This window comes from Tessaracoccus lacteus (assembly GCF_029917005.1).
GTDB lineage: Bacteria > Actinomycetota > Actinomycetes > Propionibacteriales > Propionibacteriaceae > Arachnia > Arachnia lactea.
In genome coordinates this window covers 1039633-1054054 of the sequence record NZ_CP123967.1, presented here as the reverse complement: position 1 = coordinate 1054054, position 14422 = coordinate 1039633, and the positions used below count along the sequence as shown (strand labels likewise).

Annotated in this window: 14 protein-coding genes and 1 tRNA gene; 3 read left to right on the top strand and 12 right to left on the bottom strand. The window is 70.0% G+C overall.

The window, feature by feature from the left end:
- Window positions 1-132 precede the first annotated feature (132 nt).
- Window positions 133-798 carry a class F sortase gene (locus tag QH948_RS04740; RefSeq protein ID WP_281145727.1) on the top strand — a complete coding sequence of 222 codons (666 nt, stop codon included), beginning with the start codon at window positions 133-135 and terminating at the stop codon, window positions 796-798.
- Here the strand turns inward: QH948_RS04740 and polA are convergent, their stop codons facing one another.
- Window positions 799-3474: a DNA polymerase I gene (polA, locus tag QH948_RS04735; RefSeq protein WP_281145726.1), complete on the bottom strand. Its 2676-nt coding sequence runs from the start codon at window positions 3472-3474 to the stop codon at window positions 799-801.
- 61 nt (window positions 3475-3535) lie between these two features.
- Between polA and QH948_RS04730 the strand changes: the two genes are divergently transcribed.
- Window positions 3536-3949: a PaaI family thioesterase gene (locus tag QH948_RS04730; RefSeq protein ID WP_281145725.1), complete on the top strand. Its 414-nt coding sequence runs from the start codon at window positions 3536-3538 to the stop codon at window positions 3947-3949.
- 3 nt (window positions 3950-3952) lie between these two features.
- On the opposite strand, the gene QH948_RS04725 is transcribed toward QH948_RS04730, so the two are convergent.
- Complete coding sequence (locus QH948_RS04725; RefSeq protein WP_281145724.1) at window positions 3953-4537, bottom strand: ANTAR domain-containing response regulator; 585 nt, start codon at window positions 4535-4537, stop codon at window positions 3953-3955.
- A gap of 157 nt (window positions 4538-4694) precedes the next feature.
- Here QH948_RS04725 and QH948_RS04720 point away from each other — a divergent pair.
- Window positions 4695-4777: transfer RNA gene (locus QH948_RS04720), tRNA-Leu, on the top strand.
- A 64-nt stretch (window positions 4778-4841) separates the two neighbouring features.
- Here the strand turns inward: QH948_RS04720 and pyk are convergent.
- From pyk to murG, 10 genes are all read right to left on the bottom strand, one after another.
- Complete coding sequence (pyk, locus tag QH948_RS04715) at window positions 4842-6269, bottom strand: pyruvate kinase (protein ID WP_281145723.1); 1428 nt, start codon at window positions 6267-6269, stop codon at window positions 4842-4844.
- Window positions 6270-6323: 54 nt separating this feature from the next.
- On the bottom strand, window positions 6324-7244 hold the full coding sequence (locus QH948_RS04710; protein WP_281145722.1) for an RluA family pseudouridine synthase: 921 nt from the start codon (window positions 7242-7244) through the stop codon (window positions 6324-6326).
- Entirely contained in the window at window positions 7241-7744 is a 504-nt protein-coding gene (locus QH948_RS04705; RefSeq protein WP_281145721.1) for a signal peptidase II, read from the bottom strand. The genes QH948_RS04710 and QH948_RS04705 overlap by 4 nt, the downstream gene beginning before the upstream one ends.
- A 1-nt stretch (window position 7745) precedes the next feature.
- Complete coding sequence (locus QH948_RS04700; RefSeq protein ID WP_281145720.1) at window positions 7746-8165, bottom strand: TraR/DksA family transcriptional regulator; 420 nt, start codon at window positions 8163-8165, stop codon at window positions 7746-7748.
- A gap of 107 nt (window positions 8166-8272) precedes the next feature.
- Complete coding sequence (locus tag QH948_RS04695) at window positions 8273-9220, bottom strand: DivIVA domain-containing protein (RefSeq protein ID WP_281145719.1); 948 nt, start codon at window positions 9218-9220, stop codon at window positions 8273-8275.
- 120 nt (window positions 9221-9340) lie between these two features.
- Window positions 9341-9826 carry a cell division protein SepF gene (locus QH948_RS04690; RefSeq protein ID WP_281146140.1) on the bottom strand — a complete coding sequence of 162 codons (486 nt, stop codon included), beginning with the start codon at window positions 9824-9826 and terminating at the stop codon, window positions 9341-9343.
- An 84-nt stretch (window positions 9827-9910) separates the two neighbouring features.
- Window positions 9911-11044: a cell division protein FtsZ gene (ftsZ, locus tag QH948_RS04685; protein WP_219080502.1), complete on the bottom strand. Its 1134-nt coding sequence runs from the start codon at window positions 11042-11044 to the stop codon at window positions 9911-9913.
- Between the two features lie 112 nt (window positions 11045-11156).
- Complete coding sequence (locus QH948_RS04680; RefSeq protein ID WP_281145718.1) at window positions 11157-11879, bottom strand: cell division protein FtsQ/DivIB; 723 nt, start codon at window positions 11877-11879, stop codon at window positions 11157-11159.
- Entirely contained in the window at window positions 11876-13330 is a 1455-nt protein-coding gene (gene murC / locus QH948_RS04675; protein WP_281146139.1) for a UDP-N-acetylmuramate--L-alanine ligase, read from the bottom strand. The genes QH948_RS04680 and murC overlap by 4 nt, the downstream gene beginning before the upstream one ends.
- On the bottom strand, window positions 13327-14421 hold the full coding sequence (gene murG / locus QH948_RS04670) for an undecaprenyldiphospho-muramoylpentapeptide beta-N-acetylglucosaminyltransferase (RefSeq protein WP_281145717.1): 1095 nt from the start codon (window positions 14419-14421) through the stop codon (window positions 13327-13329). Before murG ends, murC begins: the two co-directional genes overlap by 4 nt.
- Window position 14422: the final 1 nt, after the last annotated feature.

Below are 14422 nucleotides of genomic sequence, written 5' to 3'. Positions count from 1 at the left end.
TGCAGGCCAGAGTGCCCCCCTAGGATACCCAGGCATGCCACGAGGGTCAACCTGGCCGGCGAGTGCCGGCGCGGGGCCTAAGCTGGGGCCGTGACCCAGCCGCGCCACGGCCCGGACAGCCGGAAGACTACCTTGCCCCGACTCGTTCTGCTCGTCGTGGGCCTGCTGGTCCTCGCCCTCGCCGTGTGGGGGGTTGCCTCCGAGGCAACGGATCCCGCCGGGCAGGAGGCAGGTCCGCTACCCTCTCCCGCCGCGTCGCCGTCAACGCCGGCGCCCGCCCCGTCTTCCTCGGCGCCCCCCGATGGCTGCTCACCCGCAGGCGAGGGCTTCGTGCCGGACCGCTACAGCATCGAGGCGCTGGACGTGGACGAACCCGTCGTCGCCCTCAACCTCGACGCGACCGGCAGCATCGCCGCCCCACCGCTCGACGAGCCGCGGATGGCGTCCTGGTGGAGTGGGGGCCCGGAGCCGGGCAGCGACGAGGGGCAGGTCGTCCTCACGATCCACACCTACGGCAACGGTGGGGCCGTCGGAAACGAGCTGTTCGCCGACGGGCGCTCACAGCTGGAGCCGGGCGACCTGCTACGGCTGACGGGGCCGGACGGCGCATCTCAGTGCTACGAGTTCACGGACGCCACCAAGATCGCCGTCGCCGACTACGACCCCGACTCGGACCTGATGGTCGACTTCGACGGGGAACCGCGGCTCGCCATCATCATCTGCTGGGACTTCGACGGGACCGACTGGGATTCCCGGGTGTTCTTCCACTTCGACCCGATCGGCGCCGCCGAGGACTGATCAGTGGGCCGCGGACTCCCAGTCCTGGCCGACGCCGACGGAAACGTCGAGCGGCACCAACAGGTCGAAGGCCCCGGTCATCTCACGCCGCACGATGTCGGCGACGGCCTCCCGCTCCCCCCGTGCGACCTCGAGCACGAGCTCGTCGTGCACCTGCAGCAGCACGCGGCTGGCCAGTCCCGCCTCGGAGATGGCCCGGTCGAGGTTGATCATCGCGACCTTGATGACGTCGGCCGCCGACCCCTGGATCGGTGAGTTCAGGGCCGCCCGCTCCGCCATCTCGCGGCGCTGCCGGTTGCTGCTCGTCAGGTCGGGCAGGTAGCGGCGCCGACCGAGCATCGTCTCGGTGTAGCCGGTGCGGCGCGCCTCGTCGACGATGCCGGCCAGGTAGGCGTGCACGCCCCCGACGCGCGCGAAGTAGTCCTCCATCAGCGCCTTGGCCTCGCCGACCGAGATCTTCAGCTGGTTGCTCAGCCCGAACGCGCTCAGCCCGTAGGCCAGCCCGTAGTTCATCGCCTTGATACGGGCCCGCATCTCGCCGGTCACGTCCCCGGGCTCGACCCCGAACACCAGCGACGCCATCTCGCCGTGGAAGTCACGGCCTGATGTGAATGCGTCGATGAGGCCGGCGTCGCCGGACGCGTGCGCCATGATGCGCATCTCGATCTGCGAGTAGTCGGCCGACATGAGCGACTCGAAGCCCTCCCCCGGCACGAACGCGGAGCGGATCCGCCGGCCGACCGCGGTGCGGATCGGGATGTTCTGCAGGTTCGGGTCCGTGGACGACAGGCGGCCGGTGGCGGCGATCGTCTGCACGTAGGTGGTGTGGATGCGGCCATCATCGGCGACGGCGGCCAGCAGCCCGTCGACCGTCTGGCGCAGCCGGATCGCATCGCGGTGCGCGAGCAGGTGACCGAGGAACGGGTGCGCGGTCTTCGCGAACAGACCCTCCAGGGCCTCCGCGTCCGTGGTGTAGCCGGACTTCGTGCGACGGGTCTTCGGCATGTCGAGCTCGTCGAACAGCACGCCCTGGAGCTGCTTGGGCGAGCCGAGGTTCACCTCGTGGCCCAGCACGTCCCAGGCGGCCTGCTGCGCCGCGCTGACGTTGGCGTCGAACTCGCCGCGCAGCGCCTCCAGCCGGTCGCGGTCGACGGCGACGCCGGCGCGTTCCATGCGCGCGAGGCTCACCTGCACGGGCAGCTCGACCTGCGTCATGAGGCTTGCGGCGCCCTGCTCCTCGAGCTGCGCCTCCAGCGCGCCGGCGAGGTCGAACACGGCGCGGGAACGCAGCAGCGCAGCCTCGGCGTCGCGGTCGGAGTCCTCGTCGAAGTCGAAGGCCGCCTGCGGGTCCTGCGTGGTGTCGGCGGCGAGGCTCAGGTCGCGGTTCAGCAGCCGGAGCGAGAGGTCGGCAAGGTCATAGGCGCGCTGGTCGGGGCGCACCAGGTACGCGGCGAGCAGCGTGTCGACGGCGACGCCGCGCAACTCCCAGCCGCGGGCCCAGCAGGCCAGCATCGGGCCCTTGGCGCCGTGCACGTACTTAGTGCGGGCCGGGTCGGCGAGCCAGGACGCCAGGGCGGCATCGTCGGCGGGCGTCAGGGCCGCCGTGTCGAGCCACGCCCCCTCGCCGTCGCCCGCGGCCAGCGCGATGCCGATGACGTCCCCCGTGCCGGAGCCCCAGTGGCCGACGAACTCCGCGGCCGTCGGCCCTGAGGCATGCGCCTCCAGCCAGGCGCCGACGGCGCCCGGGGCGAGCGGTCCGCCGCGCACCTCGAAGGCCTCGGCCTGCGTCTCCTCCGCGGGCGCGAGCTCCAGCAGCCGCTCGCGCAGGACCCGGAACTCCAGCGCGTCGAACAGCTCGTGCACGCGCGCACGGTCCCAGTCGTGCCGCTCCGTCGCCGCCACCGTCGTGTCGAGCTGGAGGTCGCGCACCAGCGCGTTCAGCCGCCGGTTCCGCACCACGTCGCCCAGGTGCTCGCGCAGCGAGGCGCCCGCCTTGCCGGGGATCTGCTCTGCGCGGGCGACGATGTTGTCCAGCCCGTCGTAGGCGGTCAGCCACTTCGCCGCAGTCTTCGGCCCGACGCCGGGCACCCCGGGGAGGTTGTCGCTGGTCTCCCCCACCAGCGCCGCGAGCTCCGGGTAGCGGGCGGGCGGGACGAGGTACTTCTCCTCCACGGTGGAAGGGGTCATCCGCGCGAGGTCCGAGACACCCTTGCGCGGGTAGAGAACCGTGACGTGGTCGGTCACGAGCTGCATGGCATCGCGGTCGCCGGTGACGATCGACACGTCGAACCCCTCGGCCTCGGCGCGCGTCGACATCGTCGCGATGATGTCGTCCGCCTCGTAGCCCGGCAGCTCCAGGTGGGCGACGTTGAGCGCGTCGAGGACCTCCTTGATGAGGGTCACCTGTCCCGTGAACTCCTCGGGTGACTTGGCGCGCGTGCCCTTGTACTCCGGGTACTCCTCGGTGCGGAACGACTGCCTGGCAACGTCGAACGCGACGGCAAGGTGGGTGGGTCGCTCGTCGCGCAGCACGTTGATCAGCATGGAGGTGAACCCGAACACGGCGTTGGTGTGCTGCCCCGTGCTGGTGGCGAAGTTCTCCACCGGGAGGGCGTAGAACGCCCGGTAGGCCACGGAGTGGCCGTCGATCAGCAGCAGTCTTGGCGCGTCAGTCACACGCCGAGCCTACCGAATGGGCCGTCGGCCGAGGACCGGCCAGATGGCCTACTGTCGTGACATGACAGACCTGCCTGCCTGGCTCGACTCCATGGCCTCCCCCCTCGACGCGAAGCTCGGCCTCGAGCTGACCGAACTCACACCGTCGCGGGTCGTCGGCTCGATCCCCGTGGAGGGCAACCAGCAGCCATTCGGTCTCCTGCACGGCGGCGCGTCCGGCGTGCTCGTCGAGACCCTGGCCTCGATGGGCGCGGTGGCCCACGGGATGCCGGACGGGAAGGTGCCCGTCGGCGTCGACCTGAACGTCACCCACCTGAAGGCCGTGCGGTCGGGCCGCGTCACAGGCGTCGCCACGGCACTGCACCTCGGCAGGACGCTGGCCGTCTACCAGGTGGAGATCACCGACGACGCCGGCCGGACGACGGCCATCGGCCGGCTGACGTGCCGGCTGATCGCGGCCCCCGCGGGCAGCTAGGGGTCAGGCCTTCTTCTTGTGCGAGATGACGCCCTCGGCGACGTCCCGCATCGACTTGCGCATGTCCATCGCCGTCTTCTGGATCCAGCGGAACGCCTCAGGCTCGGTCAGGCCGAGGTCCTGCTGCAGGATGCCCTTGGCCTGGTCGATGATCTTGCGCGACTCGAGGCGGTCCTCGAGGTTGGCCAGTTCCTCTTCGATCGCGGTGATCTCCTGGAAGCGGCCCATGGCGATCTCGATCGCCGGGACGACGTCGGAGGCGCCGAAGGGCTTGACGACGTAGGCCATGGCGCCGGCATCGCGGGCCCGCTCGACGAGGTCGCGCTGCGAGAACGCCGTGAGCATGACGATGGGCGCGATGCGCTCCTCGGCGATGATCTCAGCGGCGGTGATGCCGTCCATCTTGGGCATCTTCACGTCCATGATGACCAGGTCGGGCTCGAGTTCCCTGGCGAGCTTCACGGCCTCCTCGCCGTCACCCGCCTCGCCGACGACCTCGTAGCCCTCCTCGGTGAGCAGCTCGACCAGGTCCAGTCGGATCAGCGCCTCGTCCTCGGCAACCAGGACAGCGGGCTTCTTCTTATCCATACTTCGACTCTTCTCCCCTCGCCCTGAGAGGCGAGCTCCTCTGATCAAACCTGCGCTGAATAGTACCTTGCGCCTCCGGCGCACGCGAACTCGTGCCGCCTGCCCGCCGCTGGCCGTCGCCCGACGGGCTGTGGCTACAATGATCCTCGCTGCCCTCGCCCGGGTGGCGGAACGGTATACGCGGACGGCTCAAACCCGTCTGGTCGAGAGACCTTAGGGGTTCGAATCCCCTCCCGGGCACCTCCACAACACAAGGATCGGGACCCCTTGCGGGGCCCCGATCCTTGTCTACTGCTGCTCAGCCTCAGGCCTCGGGCAGGTCCTTGACCTTGTGCACGCGGAGGTTGTTGGTCTTTCCGGGGACACCCATGGGCGAGCCGGACACGACCACGATGCGCTCGCCGACCTCGATGAGGTTGTTCGTGCGCAGGTACTGGTCGACGGCGTCCACCATCTCCTCCTGCGCGGTGAACTCCGGCGTGATGTGCGTGTCGACACCCCACGACAGGGTCATGGTCTGGCGGGTCGACTTCTCCGGGGAGAACACGAGCATCGGGATGGGCGAGCGCAGACGCGACAGGCGGCGTCCGGTGTCACCCGACTTGGTGAACGCGACGAGGTAGCGGGCACCGATACGCTCGGCGACCTCGGCAGCCACCTTGGCCAGGATGCCCCCGGTGGTGTGCGGGTCCCAGTCGATGATGTGGATCTCGGCGTGGCCCTCGCGCTCCGTCTTCTCGACGATGCGCGCCATGGTGGAGACGGTCTCGACAGGGAAGTCGCCGACCGAGGTCTCTCCGGACAGCATCACGGCGTCGGCGCCGTCGAGGATGGCGTTCGCGACGTCGGAAGCCTCGGCGCGCGTCGGGCGCGGGTTGTTGATCATGGACTCGAGCATCTGGGTGGCCACGATGACCGGCTTCGCCCACTTGCGCGCGGCGCGTACGATCCGCTTCTGGACCAGGGGCACCTCCTCCAGCGGCAGCTCGACGCCCAGGTCGCCACGGGCGACCATGAAGGCGTCGAAGGAGTCGATGATCTCCTGCAGGTTGGCGATCGCCTGGGGCTTCTCGAGCTTGGCGATGACCGGCAGGCGGCGACCCTCCTCGTCCATGATCTCGTGGACGCGCTTGATGTCGTCGCCGGAGCGGACGAAGGACAGCGCGATCATGTCGATGTCGGGGTGGGCGAGCGCCCAGCGCAGGTCACGCTCGTCCTTGTCGGACAGGGCGGGGACCGAGACGGCGACGCCGGGCAGGTTGATGCCCTTGTTGTTGGAGACCGGACCGGGGACGACCGTCTCGCAGACCACGTCGGTGTCGGTGACCTGGATGGCCTTCAGGGCGACCTTGCCGTCGTCGATCAGGATCTGGTCGCCGACGTTGACGTCGCCGGGCAGGCCCTTGAACGTCGTCGAGCAACGCTCCTTGGTGCCCTGGATGTCGTCGATGGTGATGGTGAAGATGTCACCGACGGCCAGGTACGGCTTCTCGTCGTTCAGGAAGCGGCCGAGACGGATCTTGGGGCCCTGGAGGTCGGCGAACACGCCGACGGTCTTGCCGGTGATGTCAGCTGCGGCACGGACATTCTTGAGCCGGGTGCCGTGCTCGTTGTAGTCGCCGTGGCTCATGTTGAGTCGGGCGACATTCATGCCAGCGTTGATCAGGTCAACGAGGCGGTCAACTGCTTCGGCCGAAGGGCCGAGGGTACAAACGATCTTTGCTCTACGCACGGCGACAACCCTACCCGACGTCGTTGCAGGACGACACGGCGCCCTGGCCTGGAATCAGTCGGCCCGCACCAGATCGAGGGCTCGCTGCAGATCCGCAGGGTAGGGGGAACTGAACTCGACATGGTCGCCGCGCGTCGGATGCGTGAAACCCAGGCCGACGGCGTGCAGCCACTGGCGGCCCAGCCCCAGCCTGGCCGACAGCGCCGGATCGGCGCCGTACAGCGGGTCCCCGACGCACGGATGGCCTATCGCCGCCATATGCACCCGGATCTGGTGCGTGCGGCCCGTCTCGAGGTGGACCTGCAGCAGCGTCGCCGCCCGATGCGCCTCCAACGTCTCGTAGTGCGTGACGGATGCGCGGCCACCTTCGAGGATGGCCATCTTCCAGTCGGCGCCGGGATGGCGGCCGATGGGCGCGTCGATCGTGCCGACGAACGGGTCGGGGTGCCCCTGCACGAGCGTGTGGTACGTCTTGTCCACCGTCCGGTCGCGGAACGCCTGTTTGAGCACGCTGTAGGCCACCTCGGACCTGGCGACGACCATCAGTCCGCTGGTGCCGACGTCGAGGCGCGAGACGATGCCCTGCCGCTCGGCGGCCCCCGACGTGGACACAGCGACGCCGGCGGCGGCCAGGTGCTCCACTACCGACGGGCCGCCCCAGCCGAGGCTGGGGTGTGCCGCGACGCCCACGGGCTTGTCGACGACGACGATGTCGGCGTCCTCGTAGACGATCCCGACGCCGTCGGCGAGCTGCGGGACCGCCGTCGCGGTGGTGGGCGCGGGATCCTCCAGCAACTCGAGCAGCTCTCCCCCGGCGACGCGCTGCGAACCCTTCGTGACGATCGTCCCACCCAGGCTGAGGCTGCCGGCCTCGACGAGCAGCTCGATACGCGCCCTGCTGTACCCCGACACCCGGGCGGCCACTGCGTCGACGCGCTGGCCCGCCAGTGTGTCGGGCACGATGAACAGGCTCATCGGGCCGCGGCCTTCCTCGCCTTCGCCTCGGCCCGGTCCGCGAACAGCGACCAGCCGATCACGATGCCCGCCGCGACGGTGATGCAGATGTCGGCGACGTTGAAGATCGCGAAGCCGCGCAGCGAGAACATGTCGATCACATGCCCGTGCAGCGCCGCCGGGGGCTGGAAGATCCGGTCGACCAGGTTGCCTGTGATGCCGGCGAGGAACAGGCCGGCCACGACGGCCTGCCACATGCGGGTCACCCGCGGCAGGACGACGAACAGACAGGCCAGGGTCGCCACCATCGCGAGGATGGTGAAGACGATGGTGGCCGAGGACCCCATCCCGAAGGCGGCGCCGGGGTTACGGATCAGCTGCAGCTGCAGCAGGTCCCCGACGATCGGGACCGGCACGCCGGGGGTCAGGAACGCGACGGAGGCCAACTTGACCAGCTGGTCGACGGCGAGGCCGCCCAACCCGATGCCGCAGGCGACGAGGATCAGTGCGCTGCGGCGCACCTCAGCGCCGCTCCTCGCGCTGCTTGCAGGTCACGCACAGGGTGGCTCGGGGGAAGACCTGCAGACGCCCCTTGCCGATCGGCTGGCCGCACACCTCGCAGTAGCCGTACTCACCGCTGTCGAAGAGCGCGATGGCCAGGCGCGCCTGCTCCGCCATCTCGCGGACGTTGGCCGCGAGGGAGACCTCCTGGTCCCGCTCGAAGTTGCTGGAGCCGACGTCCGCGGGGTCGCGGCCGGCTCCGTCGGTGCCGCCCTTGAGGAGGGACTGCAGCGTCTCCTCCGCGGAGCGGATGCGGCGCTCGAGGCGCTCGAGGTCGTCGGAGAGTTCAGCGCGCTGCTCGGCAATCTCCTCCGAGGTCCACGGGTCCTCGCCTTCGAGGACCGGGAGCGCCCGAACTTCGTCGGCGGCTTTCTTTGGCATGTCGTAGCTCTTTCTGGCGGTTGCTGTCTGCGAAGGGTACACCACTGTGCACCACATGCAGGCAGCCGACCCCGCGCGGGGTCGGCTGCCCGATGAAGTGGATGTGACTAGGACTGATCTCCGCTTGCCAGGGCGTCGAGACGCGGGGTCTCCGACGGCCGCTGGGCGAGCTCGGGCACCTCGCCGGGCTCGGGGTGATCGTCGTTGATCGAACCGAGGAAGCGCTTGAGCGACTCCGTGAGGTTCTGACGGTAGCTGGACTCGAAGTCTCGCAGCGCGGTGACCTTGCCGACCAGCTCGCCCTGCTCGCGCTCCAGATCGGAGAACAGCGCGTGACGGCGGTCGGCGGCCTGCTGATCGACGGCCGCGGCGCGTGCCTCCGCCTGCTTCGTCAGCTGCTCGGCGTTGACGCGGGCCTCCGACTCGACACGGTCGGCCTTGGTGCGGGCGTCCGTCTTGATCTCGGTGGCGCGCTGCTCGGCCTCGGCCAGCTTCCGCTGCGCCTCAGCCTGGGCCTCGTTCACGAGCGTGGTGGCCTGGTCGGTGGCCATCTGCAGCAGCCGGGTGACGGCGGGGGCGGCATCCTCGCTGGCCGTGACCGTCAGGTGCTGGGTACCGGCGACATTGGTGACCCGCTCAGAGCGGGCCTTGTCGAACTCGGCGCGAACCTGGTCGAGCTGGTTCTTCAGCTGCTCATTCTGCGCAGTGAGCTCACGGACGCGACCCTCGGCCGCGGCCTGCGCGGCCGTCGCGTCGCCGCCGGCGCTGATCGCGGAGTTCAGGCGGTCCACCTCGGCGCGGAGCTGCGCGATGGTGTCGTCCTTGGCCTTCAGCTCCGACCGGAGATCGGAGTCGTCGCCTGCCGCCGGGGAGACGTTGGTCGCCTGGACGGAGTCGATCTCGCGGCGAAGGCGCTCGCGCTCCTTCTCGAATTCGTCGAAGGTGACCTCGACCTTGTCGATGAACGTGTCGACGTCGCCCACCTGATAACCGACGTCACCGCGTCGCGTCATGCGGAAGCGGATCTGGCGGACCTCATCAAGGGTCAGGCTCATGCTTGCTCCAGTACTCGTCAAAGATGTGACCGGCCGAAGCCGGCGCTTCCAGCGTAGCCTAACGCCCTCGAGGCGCGCTGAAAGCTGCTAGTCGGGTTGAGATTGGCACCTGCTCCAGGCTCAACTCTGATTGAAGAACCCACCGGAGGCGATGCGTTCCTTGTCCTCCGGGCCGACCACCAGATTGTGGGGGCACAGGAGGAAGACCTTGCTCGAAACCCGCTCGATGTTGCCGCGCAGGCCGAAGATCAGCCCGGCCGCGAAGTCGACGAGGCGCTTGTCCTCGCCGTCCTCCATGTCCGAGAGGTTCATGATGACGGGGATGCCGTCGCGGAAGTTCTCGCCGATCACGCGCGCCTCGTTGTACGAGCGGGGTCGGACGCTGACGATGCGGCTCAGGTCGGCCACCTCCTTGTGTTCGACCGGCGTGAGCTGTGCGGGTCGCCTGATGGGCGCGACCCTGCTGATCTCCTGGCTCGGCTCCTCGTCGACGTAGACGTCGTTGGTCGCCTCACCCTCGGCGTCGTGGTCCACGGGGTCGTCGGTGCGGTACCGGCCGTCCTCGACGAGGCCCATCCACGCCGCAAGCTTACGAACGCCCACGATTCCCTCCTTGGCAGCTGCTGCGATTGTTCGCAAGGCTAGCGTGGCGCGGCTCCCGCACGGGGGCGACGCACCGGCGCGCCCCACTCACTTCATGAAGTCGGGGACATCCAGGTCGTCGTCGTCCTCGACCACCGGCGCGGGCCGCGGGGCCGGCGTCGGCTGCCCGGGCATCGCGGTGGCCACCGGCGCCGGCGCGCCGGGTCCGGGACGCGGCTGCGTCGCCGGCCGGACCTCCGGCTTGCGGACAGCGGCGACCTTCTTCTGCGGCTGGCCGCCGTCGAACCCTGCGGCGATGACCGTCACCCGGACCTCGTCGCCCAGCGCGTCGTCGATCACGGTGCCGAAGATGATGTTCGCCTCGTCGTGTGCCGCCTCCTCGATGAGCTGCGCGGCGGCGGAGACCTCGAACAGGCCGAGGTCGGAGCCGCCGGCGATGGACAGCAGCACGCCGTGCGCACCGTCGATACTCGCCTCGAGCAGCGGGGAGCTGATCGCCATCTCGGCCGCGGCACGTGCGCGATCCTCGCCGCGGGCCGACCCGATGCCCATCAGGGCGGAACCGGCCTGGCTCATGATGGACTTCACGTCCGCGAAGTCGAGGTTGATCAGGCCGGGCGTCGTGATCAGGTCGGTGATGCCGGATACGCCCTGCATCAGCACCTGGTCCGCCTGCTTGAAAGCGTCGAGGATGGCGACCTGGTGGTCGGTCATCTGCAGCAGCTTGTCGTTGGGGATGACGATGAGGGTGTCGACCTCTTCGCGCAGCGACTCGATGCCGGACTCGGCCTGCGTGGAACGGCGGCGGCCCTCGAAGGAGAACGGCCTGGTCACCACGCCGATGGTCAGCGCGCCGAGCGAACGGGCGATCTTCGCCACGATGGGAGCCGCACCCGTCCCGGTGCCGCCTCCCTCGCCCGCGGTCACGAACACCATGTCGGCGCCCTGCAGCGCCTCCTCGATCTCGTCCGAGTGGTCTTCGGCGGCCTGCCGACCCTTCGCCGGGTCGGCTCCCGCGCCGAGGCCGCGGGTCAGCTCGCGGCCGATGTCGAGCTTCACGTCGGCGTCGCTCATCAGGAGCGCCTGCGCGTCGGTGTTGACCGCGATGAACTCGACCCCGCGGAGCCCCGCCTCGATCATGCGGTTGACGGCGTTGACGCCGCCGCCGCCGACGCCGACGACCTTGATCACGGCGAGGTAGTTCTGAGATGCGCTAGCCATGGGGTGAAGGCTATGGGAGTGGCCATGCATGAGTCCAACACCCCCGCCGATTCGCCTGCGAATCACCTCAAGTGGTACTTCAGGGTTTGACGTCCAGGGCCCGAGACCCCGGTCACTTCGTGGTCGGGTGCAACGGGGCGGAGACGTCGTAGACGCTCGCGTCGACGGTGAGCAGCGCGGTGAGCACTTGGGCCTTGAGCTCGGACTCGTCCGCGCTCCCCCACACGACGGTGCGGCCGCCGGAGATGTGGAACTCGATCTGGTCGACCGCGTCCGCCTGGAAGCTGCGCACCTTCGCGGAGACGTCGTCGGGCAGGGCGAGCACGACGGTCGCGACATCGGCGAGCAGCCGCTGGTCGTCCGTGTCCGTCTCGACCTGGATGACCCCCGTGGGGTCGTCGGTGTGCCGGAAGACGATCCCGTCGGAGTCCACCCAGTCGACGCCACCGTCGCGGGCACGCTGGTACACCACGGCGCGTTCTGTCACGTTGATGACCACGGTTTCGGGGAACTGCGTGCCGACCGTGACGTCGCGCACCTCCGGGAGTGCGGCCACGCGGCCGCGGACGGCGGCGAGGTCCTGGCTGAGCAGCGGCACGCCCATCTCCACCTCGGCGGCCTGCGCCACCTCGTCGGGCGTTAGCAGCGAGGTGCCGTGCACCTCGACCCGTTGCGCGGTGAGCCACGGCGAGAACCAGCCGGCGTAGACGAGCGCGACGACCAGCAGCAGCAGGCCACCCCCGACGCTCCACCCGATCACCCTGCGCCGACGTTGCCTGACGCGGCGCTCCTGGAGGGCCTTGGCGAAGACGCCCGGGGGCAACGGCTGCGTCACGGCGCGCTGGCTTCGGGGCGTTCGGCCAGCAGCGTGGCCAGCAGCGGGCCGACAATCGTCACGTCGCCGCAGCCGAGCGTGATGATCAGGTCCCCCGGCCGCGCGATGTCGTTGAGTGCCTCCGGCAGGTCGTACTTGTCCTTGACGTAGACGAGGTTCTCCTGGCCGTGGCGGCGCGCCGAGTCGACGACCAGTTCGCCCGTGACGCCGGGGATCGGGTCCTCCCGGGCGCCGCAGATGTCGTTGATGACGGCGATGTCGGGCTCGGTCATCACCTCGCCGAACTCCTCGACGAAGTCCATCGTGCGGGAGTAGAGGTGCGGCTGGAAACAGGCGATGAGCCGCCCGTTCAACCCGGTGGCCTCGTTGCCTGCCTCCGTGGCGCGGCGGGCAGCGCTCAGCGCCGCGTGGATCTCGGTCGGGTGGTGCGCGTAGTCGTCGTAGACGCGGATGCCCGCGGTGTCGGTGATGAGCTGGAAGCGGCGCAGCGTGCCGACGAAGCGGCCAAGTGCCGTGACCGCGTCGTCGTGGGTGAGGCCGAGCAGCCGCCCGACGGCGTAGGCGGCCGAAGCGTTCTTGAGGTTGTGGTTGCCGGGTACCTGCAGCGTCAGCGGCCCAGAGTCGTGCCCGTAGCTCAGCGTGGCTGTCACTCCCCCGCTGGCCAGCGCGCGCACGTCGTCGAAGCGGACGTCCGCGTCGACGGCCTCGCCGTAGGTGATGACCTCCCGGCCCTCTGCCCTAAGCCGGTCGGCCAGGGCGCGCGAGCCGGCGTCGTCGACGTTGATGACGACGTGCCTCACCGACGGCCCGGTGGCGAACTGGTGGAACCCCTCGGCGTAGGCATCCGGGGTGCCCCAGTTGACCAGATGGTCCGCCTCCACGTTGGTGATCACGGCGATCTCGGTCGGGTACTGCAGGAAGGAGGCGTCCGACTCGTCGGCCTCGACGACGAAGGCGTCGCCGGAGCCGAGCTCCGAGCTCACGCCGGACGTGGACAGCGCCCCACCGATGACGTAGCTCGGGTCTCTGCCGGCCTCGCTGAGCATGGTCGCGGTCATGGCGGTGGTGGTGGTCTTCCCGTGGGTGCCGGCGATCGCCACGCCCCGCCTGCCGAGCATGAGCGCGGCGAGCGCCGCGGAACGGTGCCACACGCGCAGTCCGCGCCGCCGTGCCTCGGCCAGCTCGACGTTGTCCTCGCGGATGGCCGAGGAGATGACGACGGTCTCGGCGTCGCCGAGGTGGCCGACGTCGTGCCCGACCCAGGTGCGCACGCCGACGCGCTCGAGGCTGCGCAGCGCCCGCGAGTCGGACTGGTCGGAGCCGGTGGTCGGGACGCCGAGCTCCGCGTAGAGGCGCGCGACCCCGCTCATGCCGGAGCCTCCGGCGGCGATGAAGTGCACCGGGCCGACCTCACGGGCGTCGACGACCTCAACGGGGCTGAGCAGCATCAGTTGCCTTTCTTCCGGGCGATTTCGAGGACGGCCCCCGCGAGGACGTCCGCGGCGTCGGAGGGATACAGCTCACGACAGGCGGCGGACATGCGCGTCAGGCGTCCGGGGTCGGCGAACGATGACGTCACCAACCCGGCCAGTCTATCCGGGGTCAGGGAGGAGTCCTCGACCAGCCACCCGGCGTCCGCCGCCACGAGCTCCGCGGCGTTGCGCCCCTGCTCCCCGTTGCCCCACGGCAGCGGCACGAAGATCACGGGCAGCCCGCTGACGGCGGTCTCCATCACCGTGCCTGCGCCCGCCCGGCCGAGCATCAGGTCGGCGGCGGCGTAGGCGTGCGCCATGTCCGAGACATAGGGCACCGGCACGTAGGCGGCGCCGGAGGCGTGCTGCACGACGGTGTCCGCATCCGTGAAGTTCTTCAGCCCGAGCACGTGCAGGATCTGGATGCCGGCGGCCAGGATCTGCTCCCTGGCCCCGTCGACGGCGGCGTTGATGCTGACGGCCCCCTGCGAGCCGCCCGACACGAGCAGCGTCGGCCGCTCGGGGTCGAGGCCGAACTCCGCGCGGGCCTCGGCCGGGGTCTGCGTCGGATGCGTGATCGACCGCTTCATCGGCAGCCCGATCAGGCGCGACCCGCGCATGGTGGTCTCGGGGAACGTCGTGGCCACGTAGGCGGCGAACCTGGCACCGACCTTGTTGGCGATGCCCGGCAGCTTGTTCGCCTCATGCACGACGACGGGGACGCCCAGCGTGCGGGCGGCGAGGTAGGCCGGGATGGAGACGTAGCCGCCGAAGCCCACCAGCGCATCGGCGTCCGCGTCGCGCAGTACCCGGCGCGCCTGGCGCACGGAGCGGGCCAGCGTGTACGGCAGCCGGACGAGGTCGAGGTTGACGGTGCGCGGGAGCGGCACCGGGTCCACGAGGCTGAGCGTCAGCCCGGCCTCGGGGATGACTCTGGTCTCCAGCCCCTTCGGGGTGCCGATGCAGGTGATAGACGCCTGCGGGTCACGCTCGACGATGGCCTTGGCCGTGGCGATCAGCGGCGACGTGTGCCCCGCGGTGCCGCCACCTGCCAGCACGATGCTGGTCACG

Excerpts from the sequence above, each read along its gene's own strand:
- QH948_RS04730 (WP_281145725.1), top strand. The coding sequence starts at position 3,536 with ATGACAGACCTGCCTGCCTGGCTCGACTCCATGGCCTCCCCCCTCGAC.
- QH948_RS04725 (WP_281145724.1), bottom strand. The coding sequence starts at position 4,537 with ATGGATAAGAAGAAGCCCGCTGTCCTGGTTGCCGAGGACGAGGCGCTG.
- QH948_RS04710 (WP_281145722.1), bottom strand. The coding sequence starts at position 7,244 with ATGAGCCTGTTCATCGTGCCCGACACACTGGCGGGCCAGCGCGTCGAC.
- QH948_RS04700 (WP_281145720.1), bottom strand. The coding sequence starts at position 8,165 with ATGCCAAAGAAAGCCGCCGACGAAGTTCGGGCGCTCCCGGTCCTCGAA.
- QH948_RS04695 (WP_281145719.1), bottom strand. The coding sequence starts at position 9,220 with ATGAGCCTGACCCTTGATGAGGTCCGCCAGATCCGCTTCCGCATGACG.
- ftsZ (WP_219080502.1), bottom strand. The coding sequence starts at position 11,044 with ATGGCTAGCGCATCTCAGAACTACCTCGCCGTGATCAAGGTCGTCGGC.